At 67.0% G+C, this 19,963-nt stretch carries 16 protein-coding genes; 7 read left to right on the top strand and 9 right to left on the bottom strand.

Annotation, left to right across the window (positions count from 1 at the left end):
• Window positions 1–97 precede the first annotated feature (97 nt).
• Together aspS and F791_RS0103025 are read left to right on the top strand one after the other, a co-directional pair.
• The gene (aspS, locus tag F791_RS0103030; RefSeq protein ID WP_018174613.1) at window positions 98–1,882 is read left to right on the top strand and encodes an aspartate--tRNA ligase; all 1,785 of its coding nucleotides are present in this window, start codon (window positions 98–100) and stop codon (window positions 1,880–1,882) included.
• Between the two features lie 21 nt (window positions 1,883–1,903).
• Window positions 1,904–2,533, top strand: coding sequence for a triacylglycerol lipase (locus tag F791_RS0103025; protein WP_019592155.1), 630 nt, complete (start codon window positions 1,904–1,906; stop codon window positions 2,531–2,533).
• Window positions 2,534–2,555: 22 nt separating this feature from the next.
• Here the strand turns inward: F791_RS0103025 and F791_RS0103020 are convergent, their stop codons facing one another.
• The 3 genes from F791_RS0103020 to F791_RS0103010 all read right to left on the bottom strand — a co-directional run bounded on the left by F791_RS0103020 (window position 2,556) and on the right by F791_RS0103010 (window position 7,445).
• On the bottom strand, window positions 2,556–3,638 hold the full coding sequence (locus tag F791_RS0103020; RefSeq protein ID WP_019592154.1) for a DUF3524 domain-containing protein: 1,083 nt from the start codon (window positions 3,636–3,638) through the stop codon (window positions 2,556–2,558).
• A 2-nt stretch (window positions 3,639–3,640) separates the two neighbouring features.
• Complete coding sequence (locus tag F791_RS0103015) at window positions 3,641–6,859, bottom strand: EAL domain-containing protein (RefSeq protein WP_019592153.1); 3,219 nt, start codon at window positions 6,857–6,859, stop codon at window positions 3,641–3,643.
• A 262-nt stretch (window positions 6,860–7,121) separates the two neighbouring features.
• Window positions 7,122–7,445: a high-potential iron-sulfur protein gene (locus tag F791_RS0103010; RefSeq protein ID WP_018138570.1), complete on the bottom strand. Its 324-nt coding sequence runs from the start codon at window positions 7,443–7,445 to the stop codon at window positions 7,122–7,124.
• Between the two features lie 327 nt (window positions 7,446–7,772).
• Between F791_RS0103010 and F791_RS0103005 the strand changes: the two genes are divergently transcribed.
• Window positions 7,773–8,324 carry an outer membrane beta-barrel protein gene (locus F791_RS0103005; RefSeq protein WP_038038639.1) on the top strand — a complete coding sequence of 184 codons (552 nt, stop codon included), beginning with the start codon at window positions 7,773–7,775 and terminating at the stop codon, window positions 8,322–8,324.
• Between the two features lie 115 nt (window positions 8,325–8,439).
• Complete coding sequence (locus F791_RS0103000) at window positions 8,440–11,190, top strand: cation-transporting P-type ATPase (RefSeq protein WP_019592152.1); 2,751 nt, start codon at window positions 8,440–8,442, stop codon at window positions 11,188–11,190.
• Window positions 11,191–11,211: 21 nt separating this feature from the next.
• On the opposite strand, the gene F791_RS0102995 is transcribed toward F791_RS0103000, so the two are convergent.
• The 3 genes from F791_RS0102995 to F791_RS0102985 form a co-directional block, all read right to left on the bottom strand.
• Window positions 11,212–13,269 (bottom strand): bifunctional diguanylate cyclase/phosphodiesterase, encoded by a 2,058-nt coding sequence (locus tag F791_RS0102995; RefSeq protein ID WP_019592151.1) that lies wholly within the window; start codon window positions 13,267–13,269, stop codon window positions 11,212–11,214.
• A 204-nt stretch (window positions 13,270–13,473) separates the two neighbouring features.
• Window positions 13,474–14,007 carry a cytochrome c gene (locus F791_RS0102990; RefSeq protein ID WP_019592150.1) on the bottom strand — a complete coding sequence of 178 codons (534 nt, stop codon included), beginning with the start codon at window positions 14,005–14,007 and terminating at the stop codon, window positions 13,474–13,476.
• A 77-nt stretch (window positions 14,008–14,084) separates the two neighbouring features.
• A complete protein-coding gene (locus F791_RS0102985; RefSeq protein ID WP_018993752.1) occupies window positions 14,085–14,654 on the bottom strand; it encodes a hypothetical protein in 570 nt (189 codons plus the stop codon).
• Window positions 14,655–14,769: 115 nt separating this feature from the next.
• Between F791_RS0102985 and F791_RS13160 the strand changes: the two genes are divergently transcribed.
• Window positions 14,770–15,186, top strand: a complete 417-nt coding sequence (locus F791_RS13160; protein WP_038038635.1) for a hypothetical protein — start codon at window positions 14,770–14,772, stop codon at window positions 15,184–15,186.
• A gap of 27 nt (window positions 15,187–15,213) precedes the next feature.
• On the opposite strand, the gene F791_RS0102975 is transcribed toward F791_RS13160, so the two are convergent.
• Complete coding sequence (locus F791_RS0102975; RefSeq protein WP_018174620.1) at window positions 15,214–15,876, bottom strand: O-methyltransferase; 663 nt, start codon at window positions 15,874–15,876, stop codon at window positions 15,214–15,216.
• A gap of 9 nt (window positions 15,877–15,885) precedes the next feature.
• On the bottom strand, window positions 15,886–16,935 hold the full coding sequence (locus F791_RS0102970) for an SO_0444 family Cu/Zn efflux transporter (RefSeq protein ID WP_018138562.1): 1,050 nt from the start codon (window positions 16,933–16,935) through the stop codon (window positions 15,886–15,888).
• A 147-nt stretch (window positions 16,936–17,082) separates the two neighbouring features.
• Between F791_RS0102970 and F791_RS0102965 the strand changes: the two genes are divergently transcribed.
• Window positions 17,083–17,553, top strand: coding sequence for a CopD family protein (locus tag F791_RS0102965; RefSeq protein ID WP_018138561.1), 471 nt, complete (start codon window positions 17,083–17,085; stop codon window positions 17,551–17,553).
• A 37-nt stretch (window positions 17,554–17,590) separates the two neighbouring features.
• Here the strand turns inward: F791_RS0102965 and F791_RS0102960 are convergent, their stop codons facing one another.
• Window positions 17,591–17,956: a DUF3293 domain-containing protein gene (locus F791_RS0102960; protein WP_018993749.1), complete on the bottom strand. Its 366-nt coding sequence runs from the start codon at window positions 17,954–17,956 to the stop codon at window positions 17,591–17,593.
• Window positions 17,957–18,226: 270 nt separating this feature from the next.
• Here F791_RS0102960 and F791_RS0102955 point away from each other — a divergent pair, with 270 nt between their 5' ends.
• The gene (locus tag F791_RS0102955; protein ID WP_019592149.1) at window positions 18,227–19,954 is read left to right on the top strand and encodes a diguanylate cyclase domain-containing protein; all 1,728 of its coding nucleotides are present in this window, start codon (window positions 18,227–18,229) and stop codon (window positions 19,952–19,954) included.
• Window positions 19,955–19,963: the final 9 nt, after the last annotated feature.

The raw sequence follows: 19,963 nt of genomic DNA, 5'->3' as shown, positions 1-19,963 counted from the left end.
TTCCGGCCTTTTCGCGGGCGCAGGCGCGACGTTTGCCCCGTTTTCCCGACTAACCGTGCAGGCCCTTTCGGGCGTGCCCTTCGGCTGGAACAGCGTAATGCGAACTCATCTGTGTGGACGTGTCACCGAGAACGAACTCGACTCGGAGGTGACCCTTTGCGGCTGGGTGAATCGCCGGCGTGACCACGGGGGCGTGATATTCGTCGACCTGCGCGACCACACGGGGCGGGTGCAGGTGGTGTTCGACCCCGACCGCGAGGACGTCTTCGCCCGCGCCGAGCAGCTGCGTAGCGAGTTCGTGATCCGCATGACCGGCCGCGTGCGCCGCCGCCCCGAGGGCACCGAGAACCCCGACCTGTCCACCGGCGCGGTGGAGATCCTGGGTCTGGAGCTCGAGGTCCTGAACGCCGCGAAGACCCCGCCGTTCCCGCTGGACGACGAGGACGTCGGCGAGGACACCCGCCTGCGCTATCGCTACGTGGACCTGCGCCGCCCGGTTATGCAGGAGCGCCTGCGCCTGCGTGCGAAGGTCTCCGCGGCCATGCGCCGCTTCCTCGAGGAGCGCGACTTCCTCGACCTCGAAACCCCGATGCTGACCAAGGCCACGCCGGAGGGCGCACGCGACTACCTGGTGCCCAGCCGTACGCATCCGGGCAGCTTCTTTGCCCTGCCGCAGTCGCCGCAGCTGTTCAAGCAGCTGCTGATGATGTCCGGCATGGACCGCTACTACCAGATCACCCGCTGCTTCCGCGACGAGGACCTGCGCGCCGATCGCCAGCCGGAGTTCACCCAGCTGGATATGGAGATGGCCTTTGTCGACGAGGCCGACGTGATGGACGTGACCGAGGGCCTGATCCGCCACCTGTTCCGCGAGGTGCAGGGTGTCGAGTTGCCCGATCCGTTCCCGCGCATGGCCTACGCCGAGGCGATGGCCCGCTTCGGGTCGGACAAGCCCGATCTGCGCATCCCGCTGGAGTTCACCGAGCTGACCGAGGTGATGCAGGCGGTGGAGTTCAAGGTGTTCAACGGCCCGGCGAACGACCCCGAGGGCCGCGTGGCCGCGCTGCGCGTGCCGGGCGGGGCGAAACTGACGCGCAAGGAGATTGACGTCTACACCGAGTACGTCGGTCGCTACGGCGCGAAGGGCCTGGCCTACATCAAGGTCAACGACCCGGCGGACCTCGCGGGCGGGCTGCAGTCGCCGATCCTGAAATTCCTGCCGGAGGATGTGACCCGCCAGATCCTGGAGAAGACCGCGGCCGCCGCCGGCGACCTGATCTTCTTCGGTGCGGACAAGGCCTCGGTGGTCAACGAGGCGATCGGCGCGCTGCGTGTGAAGCTCGGCCACGACCTCGAGCTGGTCGAGGCGGGCTGGCAGCCGCTGTGGGTGGTCGACTTCCCGATGTTCGAGTACGACGACGAGGACAAGCGCCTGTACGCCCTGCATCACCCGTTCACCGCCCCGGCGGTGGACAGCCCGGACGCGCTGCGCAATAACCCGCGCGAGGCCCTGTCCCGTGCCTACGACATGGTGCTCAACGGCACCGAGGTGGGCGGTGGCTCCATCCGTATCCACAACCCCGAGATGCAGCAGGCCGCGTTTGAGGCCCTGGGCATCGGCGAGGACGAGGCGCGCGAGAAGTTCGGCTTCCTGCTGGATGCGCTGGAGTTCGGTGCCCCGCCGCACGGCGGCCTGGCCTTTGGCCTGGACCGCTTGGTGATGCTGATGAGCGGCGCCCACTCCATTCGCGACGTAATGGCCTTCCCCAAGACCCAGACGGCCGCCTGCCTGCTGACCGATGCCCCGGCGCCGGTCGGCGAGAAGCAGCTGCGCGAGCTGGGCATCCGTCTGCGCGCCAGCGCCACACAACAGGCCGGGTAGGCAACGGGCCGGTCGTTTACCATGGCCGGCATGCGCGCCAGCGTGGTTACGGTCCATGGCTGGCATATGCCGGGCCTGGAGCTGGCGCTGCTGGAACGCCGGCTGCGTGCGGCCGGGCTGGAGGTCCATCGCTTCCACTATGCCTCGCGCCGCCAGACCCCGGAACAGGCGGCGCGCGCCCTGGCCGCCTTCATTGAGGCAGTGCCCGGCGACCTGGTGCACCTTGTGGCCCATAGCCTCGGCGGCATCATCGTCCGCCATCTGTTTACCGTTGCCCCGGTCCAGCGCCCCGGTCGGATCGTGATGCTGGGCTCGCCGCTGGCGGGCAGCCGGGTGGCCGCGCGTCTGGCGCGCAACCGGCTCGGCCGCTGGTGGTTGGGGGCCGCGCTGGACCGCGGTCTGCTGGGGGGCAGCCCTGTCTTGCGCGGACGCGAAATCGGGATGATCGCCGGCAGCCGCCCACTGGGTCCGGCACCGCTGTTCGCGCAGATGCCGCCCCCGCATGATGGCTTCGTCGCCGTCGACGAGACACGCGGCCAGGATGTCACGCGCCACCTGACACTGCCGATCTCGCATACGGGGATGCTGTTCGATGCCACGGTGGCCCGCGAGACCCTGCACTTCCTCGATCGCGGCGACTTCCTTCCCTGAGCGGCCCCGTTCAGCGTTTCCCTCAGGCGGCGCCTCGCCGGGTCTCCAGCAGTTCTTCGATCTGACGCCGCCATTGCGGTTCCACCCCCTTGCTGTGCCACTGGCCGACGTCGGGGACGGGCGGTCGCGCGCCGGTCAGCCATGCGCCGAGACGCGTGGCCAGTGCTTGGGTATCACCGGCGGGGTAACGGCAGGTGGCCGGGTATTGCTCGGGGTATACCAGGGCATCCGGCACCAGTGGCAGTACGCCCGCGCGGGTGGCCTCCAGCAGCGAAAGACCCTGGAACTCGTGGCGGGCAGTGCTGACCACGATCCCCGCCCGGCACAGCCAGTATTCGTATTCCTCGCGCGAGCACTTGGCGTCCACGATGATGTGGTCAGCCAGATGCGTGCGGAGTCGTGTGAGGGCGTCCGGAATCCTGGCGGGCCGAGGGCCTAGCAGGGCCAGTCGGAAATCGATTCCCTCACGGGCCAGTTGCAGCAAGGCTTCCGCGAAGTCGTCCGGGGCCTTGTCGTACTCCCAGCGGTGATTCCACAAAATCAGGTTCGGGTCGCATTCTGCGTGGTCGGTGGTGGTGATGGCCTGGATCGGAACGGGCAGGATCTCGCTGCGCTCGTCGAGCGTCGTGCGCAGACCCGGGGGTACCTTGTCTGGCATACGTGCAAGCAGGCGGTCGACGCCATCGAGAAACGTATCGCGGTTGTAGCGCGAGTTGAACGCGATGCGGTCGGCCGCCAGGGCGCCGTAGAGCTGGACCATCTGCGGATCCACCGAGGGGTTCTGGCCGGGGCTGGTCGGGTAGGCGAACTGGTTTTCGTGGAAGTAGTACAGCGCAGGTGATTGCGCGAGTGCCGGGTGCAGGCCGCGCAGTGTGGCGAGATCGACCATGGAGGTCGCAACCATGGCGTCGGGTTGGGCGTCGCCGAGGCTGCGGAGCCAGGAGAGCGGGTTGCCCCGTATGCGCCAGCGGAAGTGGCGCCCCGGTAATTCCCGGCGATCCCAGTCGAACTCGGGGAATTGCCGGGTCAGCCAGTCGGCCCAGGCGGCATGGCTGTCCGCACGGTAGGCGGACAGTAGCAGGATGCGGGGTGCCGCGGGCTGCACACCTACGGGGCCCGGTCCGGCGGGAAGTCCGGCGAGGGGCGATTCAGATGGTAGCCCTGGACCATGTCGACCCCCAGGTCGGCCAGCATCGCAAGGGTGTCGCCGTCTTCGACGCACTCGGCCACGGTCCATTTTTCCAGTCCGCGAGCGACGTCGACCATCGCGCGGATGAATGCCTGGTTGTCGCGGTTGTTCGGCAGATCCCGCACGAACATGCCGTCGATTTTGAGCACCTGTACGCCCAGGTACTTGAGGTAGGCAAAGGTGGAGAAGCCGGAGCCAAAATCGTCCAGGCAGACGAGGCAGCCGGCCTGCTGCAACGCTTCGATGAAGCGCTGGGCGTCCTGCATCTCGGAGACGGCTGCCGTTTCGGTCAGTTCGATGATCAGCCGCCGGGGATTGACACCCTGCTGGCTCAGCTCGTTGGTGATGTATTGCGGCAGCCCGGGTTCGTCGAAGCTGCGACCGGAGATGTTGATCGCGATCCCCGGGAGTTCAGGGTGGCCGGCCAGGTGCGCGATGCTCTCGCGGATCACCCAGCGGTCGATATCGAGGATCTGCCCGGTCTTCTCGGCCACAGGGATGAACTGCCCTGGCATCACGACCTCGTCGGACGTCAGCGGGTCGCGCATGCGGACCAGGGCCTCCATGTGATTGAGCGCCCCGCTGTCCAACTGGTAGATCCCCTGGAAATGCAGCTCGAACTGCCCGCCCTCCAGCGCGTTGCCAATGCGCTGGCTCCAGCTCATTCGCTCGAGCATGCGTTCGGCGGTGTTGCGGCTGGCGTCGAATACCGCCCAGGTGTTTTTGCCCGAGTCCTTGGCCTGGTACATCGCGGCATCGGCATGCGCCACCAGGTCTTCGACGTTGTCTCCGTGCTCGGGGTAGCGGGCGATCCCGATGCTCGCGGTCAGGCGGTAGTTTTGGCCGCGGAAGCGGAACGGAATCGCGGAGATCGCGCGGGCCACGCGTTCGGCCAGCCCTTCAGGTTCCCGTTCGGATGCCTGGTCGACGAGGATCGCGAACTCGTCGCCGCCAAGGCGGGCAAAGATCTCCTCCTCGCGTACGAGGCTTGCGATCTCGCCCGCCGCGCGCACCAGGACCGTGTCCCCGGCGCGGTGGCCGAAGGTGTCGTTGATGGTCTTGAACTCGTCGAGGTCGAAGTAGATCAGTGCGAGCTGGGTCTCGCGACGGCGGGCGTTGTGGATCGCATGCTCCAGCTGGCGCTGGAAGCGGTGGCGGTTGTACAGGCCCGTGAGCGGGTCGTGCTCGGCCAGATAGACCAGTTGCTGAGCGGTCTGACGCTCGTGGGTGACATCCTCGTACAGCCACAGCCGGCCAATGGAGCGCTCGTCGGCATCGTGTACCGGATAGGACAGCTGCGTGAGAATCCGGCCATCGTAGAGATCCACCTCGAAGCGTTCGCTGATCTCGTGGGTGTCGAGGACGTGCAGCACGTGGCGCGAGGCGTGATCAGGCCGGGCAAAGCGATGGGTGGAATGTTCCAGCATTGCACGCGAGGGCTGGCCGACCAGGTCGATTTCGTCGGCGATCGCCCACATGCGGCGAAATGCCGGGTTCACGTACTCGATGTACCCCTCGCGATCCTCGAACAGGATGCCGATGCTCATGGCCGACAGCAGCGAGGCCATGCGTCCCTGCTCGCGCCGCGTAAGTTCCAGCAGCCGGGCCTGCTCGTCGCGCGAGGTCTCCAGGCTTTCCAGTGCCTCCAGAAGTGCTTCTTCATTGCGCCTGCGCTGGCTGATGTCGTGCACGATGGCGACATAGCGCGGGCGTTCACCCCGGGGGGCGACCAGCTGCAGGGAGATGTGTACGGGGATCAGATGGCCGGCGATGTGCTGGTGCGTGGTCTCGAACAGCAACTGGTCGCGCTCCCCTCGCCGCAGGGGTTCCAGCATGCTGCGGAAACGGGTCTCGGGGAACTCCGGTTTGATGTCGTAAGGGTGCAGTTGCAAGAGCTCGTCGCGAGTACGCCCGGTCTGGTCCATTGCGCCCTGGTTGACATAGATGAACTGCAGGCTGTCCACGTCGAACAGGAAGACGCCATCCAGCGTCAGGTCCAGCGTGCTGCGAAAGGCCTCGAGCTCCTCGCTGCGGCGTTCGAGTTCGTGGGAGGTGGTGACCAGCTCGTGGGCGTCGATCACATGACCCTGAAGATAGATGAGCCGCCCGTGTGCGTCGTACACGCCGGTCCCGCGTTCGAAGACCCAGCGCAAAGATCCGTCCCGGTTTACCGCTCGATACTGGATCTGATAACTGCCGTCTCGCTTGAGCCCTTCCTGCACGCCCTCCCAGGTATAGTCGGTATCGTCCGGGTGGACCCAGGCGGCGAAGGTGATGTCGCCACGATAGAAGTCGCGGGCCTCGTAGCCGGTCAGCTCATGCACCCCACCGTCGACGAAGATCACGTCCCACTGCGGGTTGTTGCGGCAGCGGTAGACAAAGCCATTGACCGTGTCCAGCACCCGTAGCAGGTCGTCGCTGTGCTGCGCGCCGAGACTGCGTGCGAGGCTGATCAGCGCCAGGGTGAAGAGCATCGCGGCACCGGTGCGCAGTGACTGGATCGGGACCCCGGTTGCGGCCAGGAAATCGCCCTGCGTGGGCAGCCATGGGGGGAGGCCGAAATCAACCTGTGCCGGGAAAGGCAGAAACGCGGCATAGGCCAGGAACGCGAAGGCTGCGATCCCCAGCGCCGGGATATGCCGCTGCATCTCCGGCTGCGCCTCCGGGGGGCGAACGTGCAGCAGGAACGCGAGCCCTGTGAGGAGCGCGCCGGGGAATCCGATCAGGTAGCGGGCGCCATTGGCGAGGCCCGTTGCCGGCTCAACGACGACCAGGAGCATTGTGCTCAGGCCGATAGCGAGACCCCCGTATATCCCCCAGGCTGGCAGGTGCAGGCCGGGGCGGATATCGAGCAGCGCGCGCCGACCGAACTCCAGCAGGGGCAGATAGGAGATCGCGAGCCAGGTGGCCATGAACCAGCGATCGGACACTATGCCCAGTTCTTGATGCAGGCCGATCGCGTTGAGGAAACCATAGGTCCCGTGCAGCAGACCGAACGGCACCAGCCACCCGACATGAGCGGCGAAAGGTACAAACCGTTCGCGGCGCGGCAGCATCAGCGCCACGATGCCGAGGGTGAAGAACGCGAGCCCGTTGAGCGCGTACAGCAGCGTCAGTGGCGTGGTGTCCAGGCCCACTGGCTAGAGGGGGGCTCTGATTGGAGAACGATGTTGCTCGGGGCCGGGGCAGGCGCTCGAACGGGAGTGGGGCACGCGGAGCTCCTTAAACGGGCGGTTCATCGTCCGATAACGTCCAGAAGGCCAAAAATTTGAGGCGCTGCGGCGTAAGCGTGACCGGTTTGTGACCCAGTCCGCAAGTCGTACCGTTCAATTGCGGAGGCTATAAACGTGAACACCGCCCGGAGGCGGTGTTCGCAGGTGCCGTCAGGCGGTGTGGTGATCAGCCGCCACGGACATGGGCATCGCACCAGCCGTCGGCGTTGACCAGGACGTCCTGGAAGGCCTGGTGGTGGCAGCCACCCCAGCCGTTGTCCTCTTCGCCCGCCCAGAAGGCGCAGTTGTCGCACACGGCACCGTCTTCGTAGGCGTCGTGGCCGGATGCGTCGGACGCATCGTTCACGTAGTCATGGGCGTGACCGTCTTCGGCCTTCGGCTTGGCATAGGCAACGCCGAAGGTGGTCAGACTTGCGAGCGGGACGGCTGCCACAGCCATGGAGGCGCGGCGGAGAAAGGCTCGGCGGTTCGCGTTCGGTTGATCGGACATGGAGTGACCTCCGTAGATCATATGAATTTTTTAGCGCTTAATTTGACCCGAGGCATGGTTGAAGCATGCCGGACGGATCGCTGGATTAGAGCGAGGGAATATCCAGATGTTCCCGTGGTGGGCAACTTCTGCCTGATTCAAAGACACGCTCCGCACCCTTCGATGCATCGGGCGGCGAAAAAATTCCGTTCCCTGGTGGCCCGCCCCGGTTTCTATGGGCTCGGGGATCAACTAATATCAGCAGGTGCTGAAGTTCCTGCTGGCGGTGGCGGCACGACGCGCCAGCGGAGCTTCAGGTCCCCGTCAATGACTCACTGGAGGTGTCCCATGCTCAAGCTACGTACGTCCCTTGCTATGTTGGCCGCTGGTTCTCTTGCGCTGGCCGGAACGACGGTCCAGGCGCAGGAACGCGTGGGCATGGAACCCAGTATCGCCGTCATGCTCGGCTCGGTCTCGCCGGACGCGTCGGGGGCCTCGACGGACTGGGGCTATGGCATCGAGCTGGGTGCAAATTGCCAGCTGCTCCAGCCGCGCACCGGTGTCCTGCGCCACCAGCTGAGCGTTTCCCGATACTCCGAGAGCCCGCTGCGCATGACCAGCACCGAGCTGAATACCCACTGGATGTTCGAGACCGCACCGAACCTTGAGCTGGGTTTCGGTCCCGGCCTGGGCTATGTGCGTGCGGAATTGGGTGATGACACCAACGGCCTGTGGGCGGCTCAGTTCGGCGGCAGCCTGAAGTACACCATGGACAACAATATGTTTCTTGGCGTCGAGGCCCGCTATCAGTTCACGGAGAGTGATCGCTTCCGTAGCGGCCGCGGTCGCGAGGACGTCGACAATCTGCGGGTGATGGCCAAGCTGGGCGTGCATTTCTAGCCGGCCACCGGCTGAACGGCGGGGCTGAATCAGGCCCCGCGCCCTGCCCGCCGAGGCTTGCCGGTCGCGGGGTCTTGTTCGAGGATGGGGGTTCATCTCTCGGCACCGATACCGAATGGACGAATCGCAAAACGCGCAGTCCCCCAGGGACGAGACCATCGCCTGGCATGCCCTTGATCCCGATGCCGCCCTGAGCGAGCGCAACAGTCGCCGCGAGGGGCTGTCCACTGACGCGGCCCGGGAACGCCTGGACCAGTACGGCAGGAACCAGCTGCGCCCGCCGGAGCAGGCGGGCCTGATCCGGCGTTTCTTTCGCCATTTCCACAACATCCTGATTTACATTCTGCTGGCCGCGGCGGCCGGTACGGGCCTGCTCGGTCACTGGGTCGACACCGGCGTGATCCTGGCCGTGGTCCTGATCAACACGCTGATCGGCTTTGTCCAGGAGGGCAAGGCGGAAAAGGCGCTGGATGCGATCCGCAAGATGCTCTCGCCGCACGCGCTGGCCCTGCGCGATGGGCACCGGCGCGAGATTCCGGCCGAGGAGCTGGTCCCGGGCGATATCGTCTATCTGCAGGCGGGCGACCGTGTGCCGGCGGACCTGCGCCTGCTCGAGGTCAAGAACCTGCGGGTCGAGGAGGCGGTGCTGACCGGGGAGTCGGTCGCGGTGGAAAAATCCCCCGAAGCCGTGGACCGCGAGGCGGACCTGGGGGACCGCACCGGCATGGCCTTTTCCGGCACGCTGGTCGCCTTCGGGCGCGGGCACGGCGTGGTGGTGGCCACCGGCGAGCACACCGAGATCGGTCGCATATCTTCGATGCTGGGCGAGGTCGAAAGCCTGCAGACGCCGCTGGTACGCCAGATGGAGCAGTTCGGCCGCTGGCTGGCCGGCGTCGTCGTGGTTATCTCCGCTGCGACGTTCGCCTTTGGCTACTGGGTGCGCAGTTACCCGCTGGACGAGATGTTCCTGGCAGCGGCCAGTCTGGCGGTCTCCTCCATCCCCGAGGGTCTGCCGGCGATCATGACCATCGCCCTGGCGATCGGCGTGCAGAAGATGGCGCGGCGCAATGCCATCATCCGTCGCCTGCCGGCGGTGGAGACGCTGGGCTCGGTCTCCACGATCTGCTCCGACAAGACCGGCACGCTGACCCGCAACGAGATGACGGTGCAGACCGTGTGCACGGCGGGCGAAGAGTACGGCGTCTCCGGCGTGGGCTATGCCCCGCACGGGCATTTCTCCGTGGGCCAGCAGGAAGTGGAGGCCGACGAGCAGCCGGCGCTGCTGGAGGTGCTGCGCGCGGGCCTTTTGTGCAACGACGCCCAGGTGTTCGAACGCGAGGGCGAGTGGGTGATGGAGGGCGACCCGACCGAGGGGGCGCTGGTGGTGGCCGCGCGCAAGGCGGGGCTCGACCCGCACCTGGAGGCGGAGCGGCTTCCGCGTGCCGATGTGATCCCGTTCGAGTCCGATCATCGCTACATGGCGACCCTGCACCATGATCACGATGGGCATGCGCAGATCTTTCTGAAGGGGGCCCCGGAGCGGGTGCTGGAGCTGTGCGACCGGGTGCGTGCGGGTGAGGATACCGATGACCTTGACCGCGAAGCCTGGCACCAGTCGCTGGAAGCCATCGCGGCTCGCGGCCAGCGCCTGCTGGCCATTGCGAGCCGCGAGGTGGGGCCCGATCAGCGCGAACTGAATTTCGATCATGTCGAGCAGGGCGGGTTCGCCCTGCTCGCCCTGGTGGGGATTATCGACCCGCCGCGGGACGAGGCAATTCAGGCCGTGGCCGAGTGCCGGGAGGCCGGTATTCGCGTGAAGATGATCACCGGGGACCACCTGGCGACCGCGCGGGCCATCGGCGAGCAACTGGGACTGGGGCGCGATGCCGAGGCGCACGCGGGACACGAGCTGGATGATGTAGACGACGAGCGCCTGGCGCAGATGGCCGAGGCCACCGATGTGTTCGCACGCACCTCGCCCGAGCACAAGCTGCGTCTGGTGCGGGCCCTGCAGGGCCGCGGCCGGATCGTCGCCATGACCGGGGACGGGGTGAACGACGCCCCGGCACTCAAGCGCGCGGATGTCGGCGTCGCGATGGGCGGCAAGGGCACGGAGGCCGCCAAGGAGGCGTCGGAGATGGTGCTCGCGGACGACAACTTCGCCTCGATCGCCCACGCGGTCGAGGAGGGGCGCACGGTCTACGACAACATCCGCAAGGCCATCCTGCACATGCTGCCGACCAACGCCGGGCAGTCGCTGACTATCATGATGGCGATCCTGATGGGCCTGGCCCTGCCGCTGACACCGGTGCAGGTACTGTGGGTGAACATGGTGACCTCGGTGACCCTGGCGATGGCGCTGGCCTTCGAACGTGCCGAGCCGGGGGTGATGCAGCGTCCGCCGCGTGACCCGGATCAGCCGCTCCTGTCCGGGTTCCTGTTGTGGCGCATCCCGTTTGTCGCGGTCCTGCTGTGGCTGGGGACCTTCGGGCATTTCGTCTACATGGAGGCGGTGGTCGGCGTAAACGAGGAGCTGGCGCGTACCATTGCGATCAATACCCTGGTGGCCGGGCAGGCCTTTTATCTCCTGAATCTGCGCCTGATCCACCAGCCGGTGCTGCCGGGATTCGAGCTGTTTCGCTCGCACAGCATGTGGATCGCGATTGGGGTCCTGATCCTGCTTCAACTGGCCTTCACCTATGCCCCGGTGATGCACACCCTGTTCGGCACGACCACGATCGGCCTGGGCGACTGGCTGCGCATCCTGGCCTTCGGCCTTGCGGTGTTCGTGATCGTGGAGCTGGAGAAACTGGTGGTGCGCCAGGTGCTGGCCCGCCGTCGAGGAATTGCCCCGACGGCGGTGTAGTCTCCAGGACGGCCGCTGGGCTCAGGTGGTGACCAGCGGGAGCTGATCGGCAACCAGGAGCTCGCCGGCCCGGTCGGCGGGTACGGGGCGGGAGTAGTAGTACCCCTGGGCTCGGGTGCACCCCAGTGCGCGCAAGGTGGCCGCGTGGGTATTGCTCTCGACGCCTTCGGCGACCGCCTCCAGGCCGAGGTTGCGCGCCATGTTGATCACGGTCTGCACCAGGCGCTGGCTGTATTCGTCGCGGTCCAGCCCGGCCACGAAGGCGCGATCGATCTTCAGGATATCCAGCGGCAGGCGGTGAAGATAACTGAGCGACGAGTAGCCCGTGCCGAAGTCATCCATCGCCAGACTGACGCCGAGGGCCTTCAGTCCCTTGAGGGTGGCGATCAGTTCTTCGAGGTTGCCCAGCGTTGCGGTCTCGGTGATCTCCAGGCGCAGTTGTTCCGGCGGGGTGTCGGTACCGCACAGGATCGTGGCGACCTCGTCCACCAGCTCGGGGCGGGTGAGCTGCCGCGCGGAGAGGTTGGTGCTGATCGTCAGCGGCGGGCCGCTGCGTTGTGCATTCCAGGCTTGTAGCTGGCAGCACGCGGTATACAGCACCTGCATGTCGATCAGGTGGACCAGCCCGGCATCCTCCGCGATCGGGATGAAGCGATCCGGGGGCAGGAGTTCGCCTTCCCGTTCCCAGCGCACCAGGGCCTCGAACCCGGTAATGCGATTGTCCGCCAGGGACATGATCGGCTGGTAATGCACGACAAAGGCATTGCGCTCCACCGACTCGCGCAGGCTGGTCTCCAGACGCAGGCTCTCGAGCGCCTGCGTCTGCATGCCCGGGTCGCAGAACTCGCAGCGGGCCTTGCCGAGCGATTTGGCGCGATACATCGCCATATCCGCCTCGCGCATCAGATCCTCGGCACAGCTCGGGCCGTCCTGATCGGCACTGGCGACTGGGCAGGCCTGGCCATAGGGGCGCGTGGCGATGCCGATACTGACCGTGACATACACCGTCTGGCCGGCGACCGCGAAGGGCTCGTGCAGGACGGCCTGCAGGCGCTCGGCGACGCGCAGCGCATCCACCGGTTCGTGCAGGCCCTCCAGCAGGATCGTGAATTCGTCACCGCCCAGTCGGGCGAGGGTGTCGTCCGGTCGCGCATTGTGGTCAACGCCGGGACGAGAAACCGTGTCGTTCTGGCGTAGCGTCGTCAGCAGACGCTGGCCGACCTGGGCCAGCAGCTCGTCCCCGGCCGTGTGGCCGAGGCTGTCGTTGACGAGCTTGAAGCGGTCGAGATCGACGAACAGCACGGCGAACAGTGACTCCGGCTCGCGCGCATAGCGCGCGATCGCGTGCTCCAGACGGTCGTGAAAGAGCCGCCGGTTCGGCAGGCCCGTCAGCGGATCATGGGAGGCGTGGTGGATCAGCCGTTCGGCGTGGCGGTTGCGCTCGACCACGCGCCCCAGTTGCACACCGGCCTGTGCCAGCAGGGCCAGTACCTCCGGCTGCTCGGGCGTGGTCTCGGCGGCGAAGAATTCCAGTACGCAGGCGACCTCGTGCCCGACCATGACCGGGAAGGCGAAGCCCGAGCGCAGGCCGCTCAAGGCCGCCGCCGCGCGCCGGGGGAAATGGGGGTCCTGATCCAGGTGCTCGATCCACACCGGGGCACGCTGTTCGAGAACGCGGCCGGGCAGGCCCTGGCCGGAACGGAAGATCGTGTCTTCCGTGCATTCACGAAAGGCCTCGACCGGGTCGAGTGTCCGCAGGTGCCAGATGCCCGTCGGGCCCAGCTCCAGTTCGCCATCTGAACTCTTGCGCGCAAGGTAGGCATGGCCGACCGGCCAGTCGAGAAACTCCCCGATGGCATTCAGGGCCGTGCGCAGAACTTCGGCGATGGAGTCGGACTGATTGGCTGCGAAGGCAATCGTGTTGAGCAGTTCGATCTGCTGCTGCTTCGCGTAGAGGTCCTGCAGGCGGGTGTCGGCCAGGGATTCTGCATGTCGTCGGGCCTCGCGTTCCTCGCGAATCAGGCCCTCGAGGCGCGCGCGCTCCTCGTCCGGGAGGACGTCGCTACGGCGGCGATTCATTGGTGGTTTCCGTGTTCGCGGCGACCACTGGCTGCGTCATGCATGGGCTTCCCCGGTCTTCCATACCCTGGGTGTGAACGCGGCGGATCATAACCCGTTTGAGGCTTGCTATCTCGGCAGACGCCGTGGCGCTAGCGGCTATTCCCGAGTGAGCGTAATTCCTGGGGGCGGTGTGGCTTGCGTGAGGTCCCGGTTGAGCACTGTTTAGTGATGTTCGTGCCCGGTCGAAGGGTTGCGCGGATCGGATACGTGAGTGACCCAGGGCTCGCCCATCTCTTCCTCCCAGGCCTCCTGGGTCGGGTGGTTCTGGTCGTAGCGGATCCATGCCTCGAAGATCTCGTCGGGCCACTGCGCCTGTATGAAGGCGATGATCGCTTCTACGTCGTCGTAGGACAGGGTGTCCTCGAAACTGGGCATGGCCCCGCCGCGCGCTTCGGCGCCGTAGCGGATCATGTCCTTGAGCTGCCAGTAGGGGTGGTGCCAGGTGTGGGCGCTGCCATCCAGGGGCGGGGGCGGCATGTAGCCTTCCGCGTCGCGCTGGCGCCAGTTCTCCGCGCCCTCGCGATTCTCGCCGTGGCATACCGCGCAGTTCTGCATGTACAGCCGTTCGCCGTATTGCAGGGTCTCGTTGTCCCAGTCGCGCTGGTGGTGTTCCGGGGTCGCGTCCAGGCCTGGCAGACCGTCGCAACCGACCAGGACCGCGCCGGCGAGCAGCGCGGCCAGGGCCGGAAGGAACATGACGGGCCGGCGTCCGTGTCGGCTTGGCTTCATTCAACCCTCATTGTGACGAGTACCATTTCAGTCCGTCCGTTGGTTCAATCCGTCTGCATGGCCGGGTCGTCCGGGTCCGCGGGATTTTCCTGCGTGCCCGGTTCGCCTTGCTCGGCCGGCGGGCGATCCCCGCGGACGGCATCACGAACGGAGCCCCAGGCCTTGCGCGAGCCATCGCGAACGCCACCCCAGGCATCGCGGGCGCCTTCACGCACACCCTGCCAGGCACCGGAGGAACGTTCGCGGGTCTCGGCGGACCATTCGGCCAGGTTGTCGCGTTCGCGTACCAGTCCGTCGTAGGCCCGTTCTCGGCGCTCGCGGGTGGCATCGCTCAGGTCATCCCAGCCCTCGCGCGTGCGTTCGCGCAGGGTGGTGAGCTGCTGGTCCATTGCATCCAGGGTTTCGCGGGTGCGCGAGCGGGTTGCTTCGTCGTCGCGTTCGGCATCGGCCTGGATTTCTTCGCGGGTCTGCGCCCAGTCGTCGCGCAGCTCTTCCATTTCGGTTGCGGTTTCGTCCTCGGCGGCCTGCTCCTCGGCCAGCACGAGCGGCGCACTGAGTGCCAGCGCGGCCGCGGCCACCAGGGCGAGTCCTGTCGTGCGGATGTGGTCCATCATCGTATCCCCCGTGGGAATGGGCTTGTGGTCATGTGATGATAAGACGTTCGTGCGGTGGAATTTGTTGCAGTGGATGATGGATTTGCGACGCGAGACACGTGATGGGGTGCCAGCCATGATAGACAGACGACTAATCGGGGCGCTTCTGCTGGGCGGGCTGCTGGCGGGTTGTGCGCCATTCCCCTCTGAGCAAAAGCGAGCGACGGACGTGTTCCAGCCGCAGCCGACCGAGCGCAAGACGCTCGAGATCCCGGAGCTCGAACCGGCCGCCACGCCGGGGGGCGCGGTGATGGACTGGGTGGAGGCCAGCGGCTGGCGCGAGGGCCTGGGTACGGACTACTCCAGTCTGGAGATCCACCATCAGCGCCGCGAGCGGGCCGAGGTCTTCGTCAAGAACCTGCGCGATGACGCCGTGCGCGACCATGAATACCGGCTGACACTTCGTGAACGCGACGATGGCTGGGCGGTGACCGGGGTGGAGCGGCGCGTGATCTGTCGCCGGGGGTTGTCTGGCGACGGGCTTTGTCGCTGATCGCCTGATTCGCGCGCGGCCTGACGATCAGCGGCGACGCGCCAGGGACAGGCCGTCGCCGATCGGCACCAGCGAGAGGTCGATGCGCTCGTCACGATGCAGCGCCTGGTTGAAGTCGCGGATGGCCCGGGTGTCCTCGTCATCGCAGTGCCGGTCCGCCACCTGGCCATGCCAGAGGGTGTTGTCCACCATGATCAGTCCGCCCGGGCGGACCAGGCGCAGGCAGGCCTCGAAGTACTCCGGGTAACCGGTCTTGTCGGCGTCGATGAACGCAAGATCGAAGCGATCGCTCTGTCCTTCAGCCTCCAGCTGGCGCAGGCTGGCGCGCGCATCGCCCAGGCGCAGGTCCATGCGCGCGGCCAGACCGGCCCGGTCCCAGTAGCGCCTGGCGATCGCGGTCCAGGTCTCGCTGTGATCCAGGCAGACCACCTCGCCGTCGTCGGGGAGGGCTTGCCCCACCGCCAGCGCGCTGTAGCCGGTAAAGGTGCCGACTTCCAGGTAGCGCCGGGCCCCGACCAGGCGCGCCAGCAGGGCCATGAACTGTCCCTGTTCGGGGGCGATCTGCATGTTGTGCTCCGGCAGCCCCGCGGTCTCGGCGCGCAGCTCCGCAAGCAGGCTGGACTCGCGCAGCGAGCGATCCAGTACATAGGCCTGAAGGCGGTCATCGAGCCCGATTGAACGGTTGGACATCACGGCTCCTTAGGCATGGGCAGGCAGGCGCCAGCGTAGCGGATGCAGGGCGAGCACCACCAGCACGGCCAGCGCCACCCATTCGACGGTGGGCGGTATCCATTCGGTGGCCTTGCCCGGGGTGATCGCGGGGCTCAACCCGCTCATGCCCAGTCCGGCATCCAGTGCCAGCCCGAGCGCCACGGTGCTGGCGCCGATCCCCAATAGATAAAGACTCAGGGCCGCGTTGCCCAGTTCCCGCCGGAACACCCCCAGGGTCGCCAGGCTGGTGATCGGGGCGGCCAGCAGGAACACCAGCACGGCGCCAGGAGAAACTCCAGCCGCCAGCAGGGCGACCGCGATGGGGGTGGCCGCGGTCGCACACAGGTACATCGGGATGCCGATCACGGCGAGCAGCAGCATTGCCGGCAGCCCGCTGCCATATTCCGCCAGTGCGGCCGGTGGCACCAGGGCCAGCAGCGCCCCGGCAACGAACAGTCCGATCACCAGCCAGAGACGGATGTCATCCAGCACGTCGCCGAATGCGTAGCGCTGGCCCTCCAGCAGGCGCGTCCATGGGCCCGGCGCCGTGGCGGATGGTGAGCCCCCTCCATCGCAGGAAGCCGCGGTGCAGCAGTCTTGTGACGTCCGCGTATTGTCCGCATGCGCCGCGGGAGCGCGCGTGCGCCCGACCAGCAGGCCCGTGGCGATGGCCGTCACCACGGCGCCGGCGACCCGGGCGACGGTCATCAGGGGGCCGAGCAGGGCATAGCTGATCGCCACCGAGTCGACGCCCACGCCCGGGGTACCGATCAGGAACGCCGTGGTCGGGCCCCGTCCGGCGCCGCCCCGGTGCAGTGCCAGGGCGGTCGGGATCGCCCCGCAGGAGCAAAGCGGCAAGGGTGCCCCGGCAATGGCGGCGCGGGCGGTCGGTGCCAGACCCGTGCCGCCCAGCCAGCGCTGCAGCACCGCCTCTGGCAGGAAGGCCTTGACCAGTCCGGCCGCGGCCAGGCCCAGCAGCAGCCACGGGGCGGCCGTCAGGGCGAGTTCCAGCGTAGCGCTCAGGATCGCGGCGATCATTGGTCGATCGTCGTCTTGGGACGTCGCCGCTGCAAGAGTCCGCGAGGGCAGCGCCGGATGGTGACTGGCGAGACAGGGGTCGGCAGAGTCCGCTGTGCCCGGCTACACTGCGCCACGGAATCATCCGAAACGGACAAGGAGCGGAATATGGAAGGGTATGCACTGGCCACCGTGGTGCACGTGCTGGCGGTCGTGATCTGGGTTGGCGGGATGTTCTTCGCCTGGATGTTCCTGCGGCCGACGGCGGCACGGCAGCTCGACGACATGGCGCGGCTGCGCCTGTGGGAAGAGGTGTTCCAGCGCTTCTTCCCCTGGGTGTGGGCGGCCGTCGTGGCGCTGCTGATCACCGGCTTCCACATGATCTTCCTGGTGTTTGGCGGCATGGACAGCGTGCATCCCAGTGTGCACACGATGCTGGCGCTGGGCCTCATCATGATGGCGATCTTCGCCCATGTGGTATTCGCCCCGTACCGCCGTATGCGCCAGGCGATCGCGGCCAGTGATACCGCGGAAGGCCTGCGCCGTCTGGGCCAGATCCGCCGGCTGGTGGGTATCAACACCCTGATCGGGCTGGTCACCATCATCGTGGCCTCCGGTGGTCCGCTGATGCCGCAGTAGGGTCATTGCCGGTCGGGCAGTCGGGAGCGGCCGGGGCTCAGCCGGCCGATCGCAGGGCCGGGTGCCAGACCAGACGCGACGTGCCGGGAGGTTCGATTACCACAGCCGCGTTCTGGTCGAACCCGACCATCCAGGTATCCAGCTCGGCGGCGCCCATCCCCAGCACACAGCAGCCGGGTTCGTCGGGCCAGCGGCCGGCCGGGTCCCGGTGGACCGTGGGCCAGCAGCGCCAGCCGGCCTGCGCCAGCTCGCGCTCGAGACGGGCCTGGCGTGCGCGGTTCTCCGGTTCCGGCAGGGGGTCGCTGCGCGGGTTCCATGCGGTCAGCAAGCTGGCCTGCTTCACCCCCTGTGCCTGCACGGCGGCCTCGAGACGCGGATCGCGCTGACCGATGCGCAGGAGCAACGTCTGCCCGGGGGCCTCGATGCAATAGTGCGTGGCAGTGTAGGCCCGGGACAGCGCCGCCCGGGTCTCGGGGTTATCGATGGGTGTCCCGTCCCCTCTTGAGTTTGGCGCCATCCCGGGGCACTCTCGCGTGTGGTCGTGCGGACTCACGATCACACAGGGAGACAGCATGCGCGTCAAGGACTGGACTCAGACCTGCCGGACGGTCGGTGACGATCCGACGATCACGCGGGCGAAGGCACTGGCAGCCGGAAGGTCGGTGGGCTGATCGTGTCCGTCGATCGCCCGCGTGTCCCGGGAATCACCAGCGTGTTTGCGCTGGTGATTCTGCTGGTCGCGGCGATCGCGGTGTTCAGTTGGCTGCGGGTGCAACACCTGCAGCAGGATATCCAGACCCTCACCGAAGAACACATCCAGAGGGTTGATCATGTCCACCGCATGCGCAGCCTGGTGCGCGAGCGTGTGCTGCGCGCATCGCTGGTGGTGAGCGCGGAGGACACCGCCCTGCAGGAGCGCTATCACCGGGAGTTTCGCGACCTCGCGCCCCAGTTCGTGGAGACACTGGCGGCGGCGGAGGCCCAGACCACCGAGACCGCGGAGCGCCAGCGCATGCAGGAATTGCGCGAGCTGACTTCCATCGGCGCCCCGCTTCTGGAAGACATCGTCGATCTCGCCCTGGTCGGGGACCGTAACGAGGCCCTGGGCATGCTGTATGCCGACTTGATGCCGGTGCAGGAAGAAGTCCTGGGTCAGATGGAGCGCATACTGGAGGCTTTCCACCGGGACAATACGCGTGCGATCGAGGTCATGGCGCAACGCCATGAACAAAGCCAGGAATGGATGCTGTGGGCCACCGGTCTGGCGGCGTTGCTGATCATGCTGCTGGGGGCTCGCGTACGCCACCGCCTGCAGCGCAATCACCAGGCACTACAGGACGAGTTGCGCGAGCGCGAACGAGTGGAGGCGCGCCTGCGCGAGACCCAGGGGGGTCTCGAGGCCGCCGTGGCGCGTCGAACGGCGGAGCTCGAGGAGACCACGGCGCGCCTGGAGGAGGCGCAGCGCAGTGCGGGCGCAGGGTTCTGGGACTGGGACATACGCAATGGGCAGCTGAACTGGTCCGCTCATGTGTTCGAGCTGTTCGGGCTGGACCCCGGGTTGGACGAGGCGGGTTTCGAGTCCTACATCCACGCCGTGCACCCGGATGACCGCACCCGCGTGCGCCGGACCATCAACCAGGCCCTTGCCAGCGAAGCGGTCTATCGTGTCGATCACCGGGTCGTGCGGCCGGATGGCGGGGTGCGCCATGTGCGCGTGGAAGGCGAGATCGCCCGTGACGACACCGGCCGCCCCCTGCAGGTCCTGGGGATGGTGCGGGATGTCACCCTGGAAAAGGCCTCGGAGGAGCGCCTGTGGCATCAGGCCCATCATGACTCGCTGACCGGGCTGGCCAATCGCAGTCTCTTTAACGAGCACCTGTGCCATGCGCTGCGCCGTGCCCAGCGCAACAACACGGGGCTGGCCCTGGTGGTCTGCGATCTGGACGGGTTCAAGCCAATCAATGACCGGCTTGGCCATGACGCGGGCGATGTGGTGCTGGTGACGGTGGCCGGGCGTCTGCGCGAGGGGGTGCGCGAGTGCGATGTGGTCGCCCGCATGGGGGGAGACGAGTTCGTGATTCTGCTGGAAAACATGGATGCCCCGGATGCCTTGCTCGGGGTCGGTCTGAAGCTGATCGAACGCTTTGCCGAGCCCATCGAGGTCAACCACGAGGCCGTGCAGGTGGGCTTGAGCATGGGAGCAGCTCTGTACCCGCATGACAGTGCCGACGCGGAAGGTCTGCTGCTGCAGGCGGATCGTGCGATGTATGCGGCCAAGGAGGCCGGGGGCGGCGGGATCGTGTTGTACGAGCAGGTCGATACCAGCCTCGCCAGCCGGTCGAACACACGGCATCGGCGGCGCGGGCCGCTGGGCTGCGGTCTTGGGCTGGAAGCCCCGTAGTCAGCGCTG

Source organism: Thioalkalivibrio sp. ALRh, assembly GCF_000381425.1.
Classification (GTDB): Bacteria; Pseudomonadota; Gammaproteobacteria; order Ectothiorhodospirales; family Ectothiorhodospiraceae; genus Thioalkalivibrio.
Note: the sequence above shows the minus strand (reverse complement) of the source record. Positions and strands in the feature narration are given on the sequence as shown.

Bases quoted from the DNA above. Each gene is read 5' to 3' on its own strand.
- F791_RS0103000 (WP_019592152.1), top strand. From the start codon at position 8,440: ATGGACGAATCGCAAAACGCGCAGTCCCCCAGGGACGAGACCATCGCC.
- F791_RS0103025 (WP_019592155.1), top strand. From the start codon at position 1,904: ATGGCCGGCATGCGCGCCAGCGTGGTTACGGTCCATGGCTGGCATATG.
- F791_RS0102970 (WP_018138562.1), bottom strand. From the start codon at position 16,935: ATGATCGCCGCGATCCTGAGCGCTACGCTGGAACTCGCCCTGACGGCC.
- aspS (WP_018174613.1), top strand. From the start codon at position 98: ATGCGAACTCATCTGTGTGGACGTGTCACCGAGAACGAACTCGACTCG.
- F791_RS0103005 (WP_038038639.1), top strand. From the start codon at position 7,773: ATGCTCAAGCTACGTACGTCCCTTGCTATGTTGGCCGCTGGTTCTCTT.
- F791_RS0102965 (WP_018138561.1), top strand. From the start codon at position 17,083: ATGGAAGGGTATGCACTGGCCACCGTGGTGCACGTGCTGGCGGTCGTG.
- F791_RS0102985 (WP_018993752.1), bottom strand. From the start codon at position 14,654: ATGATGGACCACATCCGCACGACAGGACTCGCCCTGGTGGCCGCGGCC.
- F791_RS0103010 (WP_018138570.1), bottom strand. From the start codon at position 7,445: ATGTCCGATCAACCGAACGCGAACCGCCGAGCCTTTCTCCGCCGCGCC.
- F791_RS0102995 (WP_019592151.1), bottom strand. From the start codon at position 13,269: ATGAATCGCCGCCGTAGCGACGTCCTCCCGGACGAGGAGCGCGCGCGC.
- F791_RS13160 (WP_038038635.1), top strand. From the start codon at position 14,770: ATGATAGACAGACGACTAATCGGGGCGCTTCTGCTGGGCGGGCTGCTG.
- F791_RS0102975 (WP_018174620.1), bottom strand. From the start codon at position 15,876: ATGTCCAACCGTTCAATCGGGCTCGATGACCGCCTTCAGGCCTATGTA.
- F791_RS0102990 (WP_019592150.1), bottom strand. From the start codon at position 14,007: ATGTTCCTTCCGGCCCTGGCCGCGCTGCTCGCCGGCGCGGTCCTGGTC.